We start from the raw sequence: 12,710 nt of genomic DNA on the forward strand, positions 1-12,710 counted from the left end.
GCTCAGAACGTGCGGTCCACCCGCATGATCCGCCGGCGCAGTACATAGCGGCGTTGGCCCCCGTAGAGCACCGCCGAGCGCATGAGTTCCCACTTGCCGTACTCGGTGTGTTCCCGCACCCGGCTGCGTGCCTCGGCGGGTTTCTCCCGGGGTGCCACCGTGAGCGAGAGGTACTCGTACCGGTCGTCGCGCCCGGTCATGGTGGGGTGACCGGATACCGAACTGTGCTTCAGACGTTGTTCTTTCATTGCTCCCATTCTGCTCCGATAACGGCTAACGTCTACACCATGAGCACCGATCCTCGCGCCGCGCTGCAAGCGCTCGTCAACGCCCTCGAAGAACACCTCGCCGCCGCGGCGAACCGCCGTTCGGACGACGATCCCACGGTGGACGGAGCCTACCTGGCCATCGCCAACACCTTCGAAGCCTACGAGGAAGCCCTCTACGACGCCTACGACGAGGTCACCCCGCTCACCGTCTTCGCCGAGGAGGACGACTCCGACGACGACCTCGACTACGACGACGAGGATGACGATGATGATGACGACGATCTTCTCGAGGACAACGAGATGATGGACGAGGATCTCGTCGACGAGGACGACTACGACGATGACGACGACGAGAACGAGGACCGTGATTCCTCGAACGGACGCCGTTCCGGGCGCTGACCCGGGGGTCGGATCACGTGAGCTGCGAAGGCCTCCGCCGCGGGCGGGGGCCTTCGTGCGTGTCCAGCGGCTTCCCAGGACGGGCCGGGAAGCACCTCGGAGGGGGTGCCGTACAGTTGTCGCGTGAACTGGATCGAAGCGATAATCCTGGGCCTCGTACAGGGGCTGACCGAATTCCTGCCGGTGTCCTCCTCCGCCCATTTGCGGATCGTGGGCGAGTTCCTGCCCAACGGGGCGGACCCCGGGGCCACCTTCACCGCGATCACCCAGCTGGGCACCGAGACCGCTGTGATCATCTTCTTCTGGCGGGACATCGTGCGCATCATCAAGAAGTGGGCGCTGTCGTTGAGCGGCCGCGTGGACCGCAAGGACCCGGACGCCCGCATGGGGTGGTTCATCATCCTGGGTTCGCTGCCCATCGCCGTACTCGGTCTGTTGCTGCAGGACTACATCGAGACCCAGTTCCGCTCGCTGTGGATCACCGCGACCATGCTGATCGTCTTCGGTCTGTTCCTGGCGATCGCGGACTACATGGGCAAGCAGGAGCGTCACCTAGAGGACCTGACCGTCAAGCACGCCGTTGGCTTCGGTTTCGCCCAGGCGCTGGCACTGGTGCCCGGTGTCTCCCGCTCGGGTGGCACGATCACCGCGGGTCTGCTCATGGGCTACACCCGCGCGGCCGCGGCACGCTACGCGTTCCTGCTGGCCATTCCCGCGGTGTTCGCCTCCGGCCTGTACCAGCTGTACAAGGCGGTCAGCGGCGCCGAACCCGGCGGGGTCTACTCCCTGGGCCAGACCGCGGTGGCAACCTTGATCGCGTTCGGCGTGGGTTACCTGATCATCGGGTGGTTCATGCACTACATCTCGGAGCGCAGTTACAACCTGTTCGTGTGGTACCGCATCCTGCTGGGTGCCGCGCTGTTCGTGATGCTCGGAACGGGGCTCATCAGCGCCTGATCAGCACCGCCCTCGACCCGTGACGTGCGCGTTCGCGGTCACCAGGGAATAGCGGCCCCGGTGCGCCCGTTGCGTTCGAGGGAGTCCAAGAATCGTCCAAGCGAAGGTGAACATGAAGCGTTGGTCCAGCCGTCCGGTTCCGCAACTGCCCGGGACCTCGCCCGCACCCCTCGTGCACGACACAAGCACGGGGGAGCTCGAACGGCTGGAACCGCGTGAGGGCCGGGCGGGACTGTACGTGTGCGGGATCACCCCGTACGACGCCACGCACATGGGCCACGCCGCGACGTACGTGAACTTCGACCTGCTCAACCGGGTGTGGCGGGACGCCGGCTTCCCCGTGGACTACGTTCAGAACGTCACCGACGTGGACGACCCCCTGCTCGAGCGGGCGAACGACACCGGCGTGGACTGGCGCGAGCTCGCCGAGGAACAGACGGAGTTGTTCCGCACCGACATGGCGGCCCTGAACGTGCTGGCCCCCGATCACTACGTGGGGGCCACCGAGGCCGTCGAGTGGATCGTGCCCGCCGTCGAACGCCTCGTGGAACGCGGGCTCGCGTACCGCGTCCCGGAGGGCACCGGCCAGGACGGGCGCTCGGAGCCCGCGGGGGACGTCTACTTCGACGTCGACGCCGCCGGGCGGTTGCGCGCCGACGACCCCGACGCATGGGTGATCGGCTCCACGTGTCGCCTGGACCGGGAGCGCATGCTGCCCCTCTTCGCGGATCACGGCGGCGACCCCGAACGCACGGGCAAGCGTGATCCGCTGGACCCGCTGTTGTGGCGCGTCAAGCGCGAGGGCGAACCGTTCTGGGACGGTGCGTCACTGGGTGAGGGCCGCCCCGGATGGCACATCGAGTGCAGCGTCATCGCGCTGCAGTACCTGCCCGCGCCGTTCACCGTGCAGGGCGGAGGCTCGGACCTCGCATTCCCGCACCACGATATGGGCGCGGGCCACTCGTACGCGCTGTCCGGTGAGCCCATGGCCGAGCACTTCGTCCACACCGCGATGGTGGGGCTGGACGGCGAGAAGATGTCCAAGTCCAAGGGCAACCTAGTGCTCGTCTCGACCCTGCGCCGGGAGGGAGTGGATCCCGCCGCGATCCGCCTGGCGATCCTCGCCAACCACTACCGTACGGACTGGTTCTGGACGGACGACCTGCTCGAGCAGGCGAAGCGACGCCTCGCCACATGGCGTGAGGCCGCCGTCAAACCCGAAACGGCCGGGGCGGACTCCCTGCTCGAGGCCGTGCGCGCGGCCCTCGGTCAGGACCTCAACGCTCCCGCGGCACTGATCGCGGTGGACGCGTGGGCCGCACGCAACCTGGGCGGTGCCGCCGCGCGTGGTGCGGGGGCGTCGGCCGAGGACGCCGCGCTGGCGCGCGCCACGGTCGAGGCGTTGCTCGGCATCGAACTCTGAGCGCCCCGCCTCCGACGGACCCTCGCGGTCAGCCGCGGTCGTCGCGGCGGCGCAGGTAACGCTCGAACTCGCGGGCGATCGCGTCCCCGGTGGCCTCCGGTAGGTCCACGGTGTCCTTGGCCTCCTCGAGCTGGCGCACGTAGTCCGCGACCTCCGGATCCTCGGAGGCGAGCTCGTCCACGCCGCGCTCCCACGCCTCGGCGTCCTCGACCACGGGTTCGAGCGGCAGGGCCATGCCCAGCAGGTCCTCCAGGCGGCGCGCGAGCGCGAGCTGCGCCTTGGGGGAGGGCGACTGCGCCACGTAGTGCGGGACGGCGGCCCACATGCTCAGCGTGGGGAAGCCCGCGAGCGCGGCCATGTGGGAGAGCACCCCCACGATCCCGGTGGGTCCCTCGTACTGGGGGGCATCGATGTCCAGTTCCTCGCGCAGCTCCTCGGTGTCCGAGGTCAGGGTCACGGGGATCGGGCGGGTGTGGGGGACGTCCGCGAGCAGCGAGCCGAGCATGATCACGAAGTCCACGTCCAGGGCCGCGGCCTGCTCGAGCAGTTCGGCGGTGAACGCGCGCCACCGGTAGGACGGTTCCCAGCCGTGCAACAGCACGACGTCCAGGTTGGTCCCGGGCACCGACGCCTTGGACAACCGCGTGGTGGGCCAGTGCAGTTTCTGCTCCCCGGTCAGGGGCCGGCGGATCACGGGACGGGAGTACTGGTAGTCGTAGTAGTCGTCCGAGGCGACCTCGAACACGTCCTTCGCGTTGAGCTGCTCGCGGATGAGCTTGAGGGTGTCCGTGGCGGCGTCGCCGGCGTCGTTCCAGCCCTCGAACGCGGCGATGAGCACCGTGACGGTCTCCTGGTCCGCACCGTCACGCACGACCCCGAAAGGTCCGATACCGGGCTGCTCCGAATTATTGTCCAACGTGGTCACCGTCCCACTGTACGGCCCATGCGGGTGTTCCACGAGCCGATCCCCAGCGCGGTACCGGCGGGCGCACCTACCATGTTCAGCATGCCCCTTCCCCGGTTCCGCCAGCCCTCCGACGACCGCGCCGCACCGGCCCCCGCCGGCCCCCGACCCCGCGGCGTGCGGCTGGGTCTGCTGCTGGGCGTGGAGCTGTTGCTGGACCGTTCGTGGTTCCTCATCGCGGGGTTGACCCTGGTGATGTACGGGCCCGTGCTGTGGCGGCTGTACCCCGAGCTCGGCTGGCTCAACCTGCTCCTGGCCCTGGGCTTCGCGGTGGGCCTGGCCCTGAGCGTGCTGGTGCACGAACTCGCCCACGCGCTCGCGGGTCGCGCGGCCGGGTGGCCAGTGACCCGGATCGTGCTGACCCTCATGGGCGGGCACACGGCGTTCGGCAGCGTGCGCACCACACCGCTGCCCACCGCGCTCGTGTCCCTGGCCGGACCGCTGAGCAACGTGGTGCTCGCCGCGCTGGGTACCGGTGTGCTCTTCGTGACCGCGGACAGCCTCGCGGGCCCGGGGTGGGCGCTCGTCCAGTTGCTGATCCTGGCCAATTGGATCCTGGGGTTGTTCAACCTGTTGCCCGGACTGCCGCTCGACGGCGGGCGCGTGGTGGAGGCGATCGTGTGGGCACTGACCCGCTCGGAGGCCAAGGGCACGACCGTGGCCGCGTGGTGCGGGCGCGGGATCGCGATCCTCACGGTCGCGTGGTTGCTGTGGGCGCAGGTATGGCGCCAACCGGTGGTGCTCGTGATCACGCTGCTCGTGGCCGGGTTCATCTTCATGGGCGCGGGGCAGGCGCTGCGCCAGGCACGCGTTCTGGGCGTGCTCGACGCCGTGCGGGCTGGGGGTGTCGCGCGTCCCGCGATGGAGTTCTCCCCGACCACGCCCCTGGCCCTCGTGGACGCCACCGTCATGGCCGCCACGGGGGACGACTACCGGGGATGGACCCCGGACGTCGTCGTCCGTGACCGCGGTGCCGTGGGCCTGCTGGACCCCGAGCTCGCCGAACGGGTGGCACCGGCGCACCGCGGCGTCGTCGCCGTGGGGGACGTAGCCGAATGGCACCCCGCGGACGCCACCGTGGACCCGGGCACCCCCGGTGGCGAACTGGCCCGCGTGCTGGAGTCCGGGCACCGCGCCTGGGTGTGCGTCGTGGACGGTGCCGGTCACGTCACGGGCGTGGTGCACCACGAGGACCTCGCACGCTTGGCCCTGCGCGCCTGATCGCTCCATGAGCACGGTGGGGGCCATCGCCGCGGGGCGTGGTGATCCGATCGGGGCTACGGTGGGAGAATGGCTCGGGGCGGCCCGCGGTGCGGGCGCACCTACGGAGCCGGACGGCCCCGACGACGACCACGCGTGAGAGCGAGCAGATGAGCGAGCAGCAGGAATCCCATCCGAACCCCACCGGCGCCACCGTGCGGGGAGCAGCCAACCGGCGTGGCCCGTTCCGCTCCGGCGAGCGCGTCCAACTCATGGACGAGACCGGGAAGATGACCACCATCACCCTGGTGGACGGGGGGGAACACCACACCCATCGCGGGGTGCTGGCACATGAGCTGTTGATCGGCCAACCCGAGGGCACGGTCGTGTCCAACACCTCGGGGATCCAGTACCAGGCGCTGCGGCCACTGCTCAAGGACTTCGTGCTGTCCATGCCCCGCGGAGCCGCGGTGGTCTACCCCAAGGACTCCGGGCAGATCGTGACCATGGCGGACGTCTTCCCGGGCGCCCGGGTCGTGGAGGCCGGGGTCGGTTCCGGCGCGCTGACCATCTCCCTGCTGCGCGCGGTGGGGGACGAAGGCCACGTCCACTCGTTCGAGCGCCGGGAGGAGTTCGCGGAGATCGCCCGGGGCAACATCGAGACCATGTTCGGCGGCCCGCACCCCGCGTGGGAACTGAGCCTCGGGGACCTCGCGGAGGAACTGGGCGCGCGGGAGGAGCCCGGGTCCGTGGACCGCGTGATCCTGGACATGCTCGCCCCGTGGGAGTGCCTCGACGCCGTGGCCACAACCCTCGCGCCCGGCGGCGTGGTGATCTGCTATGTGGCCACCGTGCCGCAGTTGTCCCGCGTGGCGGAGGCCATGCGCGCGGACGGCCGCTTCACCGAGCCCGAGGCCTCGGAGACCATGGTGCGCGGGTGGCATGTGGAGGGGCTCGCGGTGCGCCCGGACCACCGCATGGTCGCGCACACCGGGTTCCTGATCCAGTCCCGCCGACTCGTGGACGGCGCACCCAGGTTGGCTCCGAAGCGGCGCGCTTCCAAGAGCGAGTACACGGAAGAGGATCTGCAGGCGTGGACTCCCGTGGCCCTGGGTGAGCGCCTGGTCTCGGACCGCAAGCTGCGCCGCGCGGGCCGCGATGCGGCGTCGTTGGCCGAGCACGCCGCGCGCGCCCAGCGGGAGATCGACGAGCAGGCCCGCGCGGACGAGGGTCAGGTGCGCGATGACTGAATCGGGCGGCACCGCGGGCCGTTCGGCCGCGGACATCACCCAGCGCCAGATCAACATGCTGCGGGACCAGAAGCGCAACCTGGACAAGCAGCTCGCGGCGGTGGGATCGCAGAACGAGAAGCTGGTGCGGTTGCTCAACGCGTCCCGCCAGGAGATCGTGACGCTCAAGAAGACCCTCGCGGCGGAGGCCGAGGCGCCCGCGACGTTCGCCGTGGTGCTGCAGGTCAACCACGGTCGCCAGCCCTTGGGGGAGGCCACCGGGGACGGTCCCGTGGTCACGGGCCCGTCGGTGGACGTGCTCTCCGCGGGACGGAAGATGCGCGTGGCCCTGAGCCCTCTCGTGTCGCTGAGCGCGTGCGAGCCCGGACTGGGGGTGCTGCTCAACGAGCACTACGTGGTGATCGCGGTGCTCGACTACGAGCGCACCGGGGAGGTGGCCACCGTCAAGGAGGTCATCGACCACGACCGCGTGCTCACCGTGGGCCGCTCGGACGAGGAACGCGTGCTGTTGCTCTCGGGTCGGTTGCGGCGTGAGCGCCCCAAGCCCGGGGACGCGCTGACCGTGGACCACCGCACGGGCTTCGCCCTGGAACCCGTGGAACGCACGGACGTGGAACAGCTCGTGCTCGAGGAAGTCCCGGAGGTCCGCTATACAGACATCGGCGGGCTGGGGCCTCAGATCGAGGCGATCCGCGACGCCGTGGAACTGCCCTACGTCCACCCGGACATCTACCGCGAACACGGTCTGCGCCCGCCCAAGGGCATCCTGCTCTACGGTCCCCCGGGCAACGGCAAGACGCTGATCGCCAAGGCTGTTGCGCGCTCGCTCGCCGAGCGCAGCGCGGCCAAGGCCGGGCGCGCGCGGCCCGAGGGCTACTTCCTCAATATCAAGGGTCCCGAGCTGCTCGACAAGTACGTGGGGGAGACCGAGCGCCAGATCCGCTCGATCTTCGCGAACGCGCGCGAGCAGGCGGCGCGCGGGATCCCCGTTGTGGTGTTCTTCGACGAGATGGACTCGCTGTTCCGCGTGCGCGGTTCGGGGCTGTCCTCGGACGTGGAGACCACAATCGTGCCGCAGTTGCTCACGGAGATCGACGGCGTGGAACAGCTCGACAACGTGATCGTGGTGGGCGCGACCAACCGCGAGGACATGATCGATCCCGCGGTGCTGCGCCCCGGTCGCCTGGACGTGAAGATCCGCATCGACCGCCCGGACGAGCAGGGCGCGCGGGAGATCTTCTCGCTGTACGTCACCGAGGACCTGCCCCTGCGTGAGGACGATGTCGCTCGCGCCGGCTCCCGCGCGCAGGCCGCCCGGGAGCTCGTGGACGCCGCGATCGGGCGCATGTACGCGCGCACCCCGGACACCGAGTTCCTCACGATCACGTACCGCGACGGCGGCCAGGAGACCCTGTACTTCGCGGACTACGCGTCCGGCGCGGTGATCCGCAACGTGGTGGACCGCGCCAAGAAGCAGGCCATCAAGACGCTGCTGACCACGGGCCGACGGGGGATCACCTCGCAGCACCTCGTGGACGCGGTGAACCAGGAGTTCCACGAACAACAGGACCTGCCCAACACCGCGGACCCGGAGGACTGGGCCCGGTTGACCGGTCGGCGCGCGGACACCATCCAGGACGTCCGGATCGCGGTGGACCGCCCCGGGGTCTCCGGCACGCAGCGTCCGGACGGGGGCGCGGCATGACGGTACGGCGGATCATGGGCAGCGAGACCGAGTTCGGTGTGCTGGCCCAGGGTGAGCCGGGTGCGAACCCCACGGTGCTCTCGACCCGCGTGGTCACGGGGTACGCCGCGTGGGTCGCCCGACGGCTTCGGGAACAGGAGGCGGCACGCGGGGAACGGTCCGTGGGCTCGGCCGGGCCCACGCCATCGGACGACGACGCCGCGCAGCCCGGTTCCCCGGACGCCCCGCTCGGCACAGGGTGGGACTACGGTTCCGAGACCCCGCTCGCGGATGCCCGGGGGTTCACCGTGGCCCGCGAGGACGCCCACCCGAGCCAGCTCACCGATGAGGCGCCGGTGCTCACCGCGGAGGAGATCGCCGCGGAGGCGATCAGCGAATCCGCGATGTACACGGAGGACCTCGACTGGCGCCGCGTGATCATGAACACCGTGATCCCCAACGGCGCGCGGGTCTACGTGGACCACTCCCACCCGGAGTACTCGTCCCCGGAGGTCACCACGCCCCTGGACGCGCTCACGTGGGACGCCGCGGGGGACGTGGTGGCCGCCCGCGCCGTGGAGTACCTAGCGGAGGTTTCCACGGGGACGGATGCCGCGCCGGTGAACCTCTACAAGAACAACACGGACAACAAGTCGGTGTCCTACGGCGCGCACGAGAACTACACCGTAGAACGCGCCGTGCCCTTCGAGCGGATCACCGCGGCCCTGCTGCCGTTCTTCGCGTCCCGACAGATCATGTGCGGTGCAGGCCGTGTGGGCCTCGGGGTGGACGGTTCATGTCCTGGGTTCCAACTGAGTCAGCGCGCCGACTTCTTCGAACGCACCGTGGGGCTCGAGACCACGATCCACCGCCCGATCGTGAACACGCGGGACGAACCCCACGCGGACGACACCCGCTACCGGCGCCTGCACGTGATCATCGGGGACGCCAACCTCTCCCACGTGGCCACGCTGCTCAAGTTCGGGACCACGTCCCTGGTGCTGAACCTCGTGGAACACGACCGGGCGCCGCGCCTCGAGCTCGCGGATCCCGTGGCCGCGCTGCAGGCCATCAGTCACGACCCGTCCCTGCGCACCACGGTGGCGCTCGCGAACGGTCGGGAGTTGACCGCGGTGGAGCTGCAGCGCGAGTACTACCGCGCAGCGTTGGCGCTGGAGACCGAGCTGGCCCCGAACGGGTTGGACGAGGACACCGCCCACGTTCTGCAGACCTGGGACGAGGTGCTCACGGACCTCGCCGAGGACCCCGCGCGCTTGTCCGACCGGTTGGACTGGGCGGCCAAGTACGCGCTGCTCACCGCGTACCGCACACGCGACGGTCTCGCGTGGGACGATCCCCGGCTCGTGGCGATCGACCTGCAGTACGCGGACGTGCGCCCCGACAAGGGGCTCTACCACAAGCTCGCCGCAGCCGGACGGATCCGCACCCTCGTGGACCACGACCGGATCACTGCGGCCGCGGACCATCCGCCGACCGACACCCGCGCGTACTTCCGGGGCACCGCGGTGTCCCGGTACCCGCGGGACATGGCCGCGGTGGGCTGGGACACACTGACCGTGACGTTCCCCGGGATCCGCCGGGGAGCGCGGGTCAGGATGCCCGAACCTCACGACCTCACCCGGGACACGTGCGAGGACTGGTTCGACGCCCCGGACGTCGAGACCTGGATCGAGCGCGTGGCCGCGAACCGGCCCGCCCTCGTCACGGGCAGCGACATCGGCTGAACCGCCCGGTCGGGCGCAGCACACCTCATTCGAGAAGCCACAGGAGGACACCATGGCACAGGAACGCATCTTCCGCACCGGATCCCGCCGCGAGGAGGAACCGGACGCCCCGGCCCCCGCGACCCCGCCCGCCTCGGGCGCCGCACAGGCCCAGCGGGACACCCAGGGCACCGACGACCTGCTCGCGGAGATCGACGGCGTGCTCGAGACCAACGCGGAGGCCTTCGTGAAGGGCTTCGTGCAGAAGGGCGGCCAGTAATACCGTGGAACGGCGGATCTACGGGGTCGAGACCGAGTTCGGCCTGATCCACAGCGCACCGCAGGGCCGTCCCCTGGGTGCGGACGAGACGGCGCGGCGGCTGTTCGCACCGGTGCTCGCGTGGGGGCGGGCCTCCAACGTGTTCCTGCCTAACGGCGGGCGCCTGTACCTGGACGTGGGCTCCCACCCCGAGTACGCGACGGCCGAGGCCGCAACCCTGCACGACGTCGTCGCCCAGGACGCCGCCGGCGAACGGATCGTGGACGACCTGCGCGCTCAGCTGCAGGAGAGCCTGGACGCCGAGGGCGTGGGCGGCACGGTGCACCTCTTCAAGAACAACGCGGACTCCGCCGGCAACTCGTTCGGCTCGCACGAGAACTACATGATTGCCCGCCGCACGGAGTTCTCCCGGCTGGTCCAGCACCTGCTGCCGCTACTGGTGACGCGGCAGATCCTCGTGGGCGCGGGTCGGGTGCACCCGGACGGGCCGCCGCCCTTCGGCTCCCTGGCCCTGGGGGACGGGCGCCCCGGCTACTCGTTCTCCCAGCGGGCGGACCACGTGTGGGAGGGGTCGTCCTCGGCCACCACCCGCTCCCGCCCCATGATCAACACCCGGGACGAACCGCACGCGGACGCCGAGCGCTACCGCCGGCTGCACGTCATCACGGGCGACTCGTCCATGTCCCAGACCACCACGGCGCTGAAGATCGGCATCACGGACGCGGTGCTGCGCATGATCGAGGCGGGCCAGATCCTGCCGGACCGCACGCTCGCGGACCCGGCTGCCGCCCTGCGGCAGGTCTCCCACGACCTCACCGGTTTGGCACCGCTGGAGCTGGCCGCGGGGGGCTACCGCTCGGCGGTCGAACTGCAGCGCGAGTACCTTGAGGAAGTCACCCGGTTCGTGCAGCGCCACGGCGCGCACCACGACCGCCTCGACTGGGTCGTCGGGCTGTGGGACCGTGGGCTGCGCGCCGTCGAGGAGCAGGACAGCTCGCTGGTGGACCGCGAGCTGGACTGGGCCATCAAGAAGAAGCTGCTGGACTCCTACGCGAGCGCCCACGGGATGGACTGGTCCCACCCCCGCATGGCGCAGTTGGACCTCGCTTACCACGACACCTCCGCGCGCCACGGACTCTTCCATATGCTGGAGCGCCGCGGTGCCGTGGAGACGTTCGTGGCCCCGCAGGACGTCGAGCGCGCCGTCGTCGAAGGCCCTCCCACCCGGGCGCGGATGCGCGGGCGGTTCGTGGCCGCCGCCCACGACGCCGGGGTCAGCACCACCGTGGACTGGGTGCACCTGAAGCTCAACGGGGAGCACCAGCAGAGCACGGTCATGTGCAAGGACCCCTTCGCCACCACCCAGCCGGACGTCGAGGAGCTGATCGCAGAGATCACCTCCGGACGCGCCTGACCCCACCCGCCCGCAGTGTTCCGGGGACTCTCCCAGCCGCGGCCCACGCGGGTCCTCTACATTGGCCCCGAGCCAGCACCCCGATGACGAAAGGTCACCCCCTCGTGCGAAAGATCATCCCTGCCGGCACCGCCGCGCTCGCCCTGTCCCTGCTGCTGACCGGCTGCAGCGGGGGCTCGGGCTGGGACTCCGTGGAACTGTCCGCAGACCCCTCGCAGGGCACCGCGCCGTCGGTGTCCTTCAAGACCCCAATGAAGGTGGACGACGCGCAGACCAAGGTCCTGAAGGAGGGGGACGGTGAGGAGATCCACGCCGGCGACAGCATCATGCTGCAGGCGGCCCTGTACAAGGGCTCGGATGGTTCCTCGCTGGGGGACACCTACAGCCAGGGTGCCGGACAGGTGCTGACCGTCAACGACGAGCTCAAGGACTCCCTGCCGCAGATGTACGACGCCCTGACGAAAGCCAAGGAGGGGGAGATCATCGCGTACAGCTCTCCCAAGACCAGCGGCGCGGCCTCCGAGGGGGACGACTCCACCTCGGTGGAGGTCTACCAGGTGACCAAGAAGATCATGCCGTCGCTCAACGAGAAGATGAAGACCCCCTCCAAGGACATGCCCAACGTTACGCAGGACGACAAGGGCACCCCCACGATCGCCAAGCCCTCCGGTAGCGAGCCCAAGGAGCTGAAGACGGACGTGCTGATCGAGGGGGACGGTGACACCGTCAAGGAGTCGGACACCGTGATCGCGAACTATGTGGGCGTGCGCTGGGCGGACGGGAAGTCCTTCGACTCCTCCTACGAGAAGGGCACCCCGGCCTCCTTCCCCCTCAACGGTGTGATCGCCGGCTGGAAGGAGGGTCTGGAGGGCCAGAAGGTGGGCTCGCGCGTGGAGCTGGTGATCCCCACCGACAAGGCCTACGGCACGGAGAAGGATCTCGGCAAGGACTCCCAGTACCCCGCGGGCGCGCTCGTGTTCGTGGTGGACATCCTCGGCACCACACCCACCCCGAAGACGGAGACCGCGAGCCCGCAGGCCTCGGCGAGCGCCACTCCCGGTGCGTCCACGGCACCGAGCGCGAGCCCGGAGTCCTCTGCGTCCGGCAAGTGAGACACGGCTACACTGTGTGCTCGGCACGGCCCCG

General features: G+C 70.0%; 12 protein-coding genes. 10 read left to right on the forward strand and 2 right to left on the reverse strand.

Annotated elements, in window-relative coordinates:
* Positions 1-2: 2 nt before the first annotated feature.
* Complete coding sequence (locus RF646_RS03750) at positions 3-200, reverse strand: DUF5703 family protein (protein WP_094067061.1); 198 nt, start codon at positions 198-200, stop codon at positions 3-5.
* An 87-nt stretch (positions 201-287) separates the two neighbouring features.
* Between RF646_RS03750 and RF646_RS03755 the strand changes: the two genes are divergently transcribed.
* From RF646_RS03755 to mshC, 3 genes are all read left to right on the forward strand, one after another.
* Positions 288-668 (forward strand): primosomal protein, encoded by a 381-nt coding sequence (locus tag RF646_RS03755; RefSeq protein ID WP_368835240.1) that lies wholly within the window; start codon positions 288-290, stop codon positions 666-668.
* Positions 669-791: 123 nt separating this feature from the next.
* Positions 792-1,625, forward strand: a complete 834-nt coding sequence (locus RF646_RS03760; protein ID WP_035961521.1) for an undecaprenyl-diphosphate phosphatase — start codon at positions 792-794, stop codon at positions 1,623-1,625.
* 112 nt (positions 1,626-1,737) lie between these two features.
* Positions 1,738-3,048 (forward strand): cysteine--1-D-myo-inosityl 2-amino-2-deoxy-alpha-D-glucopyranoside ligase, encoded by a 1,311-nt coding sequence (mshC, locus tag RF646_RS03765; RefSeq protein WP_286737712.1) that lies wholly within the window; start codon positions 1,738-1,740, stop codon positions 3,046-3,048.
* A 28-nt stretch (positions 3,049-3,076) separates the two neighbouring features.
* Here mshC and RF646_RS03770 read toward each other — a convergent pair whose 3' ends face one another.
* Positions 3,077-3,973 (reverse strand): PAC2 family protein, encoded by an 897-nt coding sequence (locus RF646_RS03770; RefSeq protein ID WP_064846984.1) that lies wholly within the window; start codon positions 3,971-3,973, stop codon positions 3,077-3,079.
* An 81-nt stretch (positions 3,974-4,054) separates the two neighbouring features.
* Here RF646_RS03770 and RF646_RS03775 point away from each other — a divergent pair, with 81 nt between their 5' ends.
* The 7 genes from RF646_RS03775 (at position 4,055) to RF646_RS03805 (ending at position 12,676) form a co-directional block, all read left to right on the forward strand.
* Positions 4,055-5,233, forward strand: a complete 1,179-nt coding sequence (locus RF646_RS03775) for a site-2 protease family protein (RefSeq protein WP_368835241.1) — start codon at positions 4,055-4,057, stop codon at positions 5,231-5,233.
* Between the two features lie 149 nt (positions 5,234-5,382).
* The gene (locus RF646_RS03780) at positions 5,383-6,462 is read left to right on the forward strand and encodes a tRNA (adenine-N1)-methyltransferase (RefSeq protein WP_368835242.1); all 1,080 of its coding nucleotides are present in this window, start codon (positions 5,383-5,385) and stop codon (positions 6,460-6,462) included.
* A complete protein-coding gene (arc, locus tag RF646_RS03785) occupies positions 6,455-8,167 on the forward strand; it encodes a proteasome ATPase (protein WP_064846986.1) in 1,713 nt (570 codons plus the stop codon). Before RF646_RS03780 ends, arc begins: the two co-directional genes overlap by 8 nt.
* Positions 8,164-9,891: a depupylase/deamidase Dop gene (gene dop / locus RF646_RS03790; protein WP_368835243.1), complete on the forward strand. Its 1,728-nt coding sequence runs from the start codon at positions 8,164-8,166 to the stop codon at positions 9,889-9,891. Before arc ends, dop begins: the two co-directional genes overlap by 4 nt.
* Before the next feature lie 52 nt (positions 9,892-9,943).
* Positions 9,944-10,150, forward strand: coding sequence for a ubiquitin-like protein Pup (locus tag RF646_RS03795; RefSeq protein ID WP_098055493.1), 207 nt, complete (start codon positions 9,944-9,946; stop codon positions 10,148-10,150).
* 4 nt (positions 10,151-10,154) lie between these two features.
* Positions 10,155-11,564 (forward strand): Pup--protein ligase, encoded by a 1,410-nt coding sequence (pafA, locus tag RF646_RS03800; RefSeq protein WP_368835244.1) that lies wholly within the window; start codon positions 10,155-10,157, stop codon positions 11,562-11,564.
* A 104-nt stretch (positions 11,565-11,668) separates the two neighbouring features.
* Positions 11,669-12,676 (forward strand): FKBP-type peptidyl-prolyl cis-trans isomerase, encoded by a 1,008-nt coding sequence (locus RF646_RS03805; protein ID WP_368835245.1) that lies wholly within the window; start codon positions 11,669-11,671, stop codon positions 12,674-12,676.
* Positions 12,677-12,710: the final 34 nt, after the last annotated feature.

This window comes from Kocuria sp. CPCC 205261 (assembly GCF_040981025.1).
GTDB lineage: Bacteria > Actinomycetota > Actinomycetes > Actinomycetales > Micrococcaceae > Kocuria > Kocuria marina.

What these genes read in the sequence shown, in the direction of transcription:
- mshC (WP_286737712.1), top strand. Translation starts at nt 1,738, where the DNA reads ATGAAGCGTTGGTCCAGCCGTCCGGTTCCGCAACTGCCCGGGACCTCG.
- RF646_RS03795 (WP_098055493.1), top strand. Translation starts at nt 9,944, where the DNA reads ATGGCACAGGAACGCATCTTCCGCACCGGATCCCGCCGCGAGGAGGAA.
- RF646_RS03775 (WP_368835241.1), top strand. Translation starts at nt 4,055, where the DNA reads ATGCCCCTTCCCCGGTTCCGCCAGCCCTCCGACGACCGCGCCGCACCG.
- dop (WP_368835243.1), top strand. Translation starts at nt 8,164, where the DNA reads ATGACGGTACGGCGGATCATGGGCAGCGAGACCGAGTTCGGTGTGCTG.
- RF646_RS03755 (WP_368835240.1), top strand. Translation starts at nt 288, where the DNA reads ATGAGCACCGATCCTCGCGCCGCGCTGCAAGCGCTCGTCAACGCCCTC.
- RF646_RS03780 (WP_368835242.1), top strand. Translation starts at nt 5,383, where the DNA reads ATGAGCGAGCAGCAGGAATCCCATCCGAACCCCACCGGCGCCACCGTG.
- arc (WP_064846986.1), top strand. Translation starts at nt 6,455, where the DNA reads ATGACTGAATCGGGCGGCACCGCGGGCCGTTCGGCCGCGGACATCACC.
- RF646_RS03750 (WP_094067061.1), bottom strand. Translation starts at nt 200, where the DNA reads ATGACCGGGCGCGACGACCGGTACGAGTACCTCTCGCTCACGGTGGCA.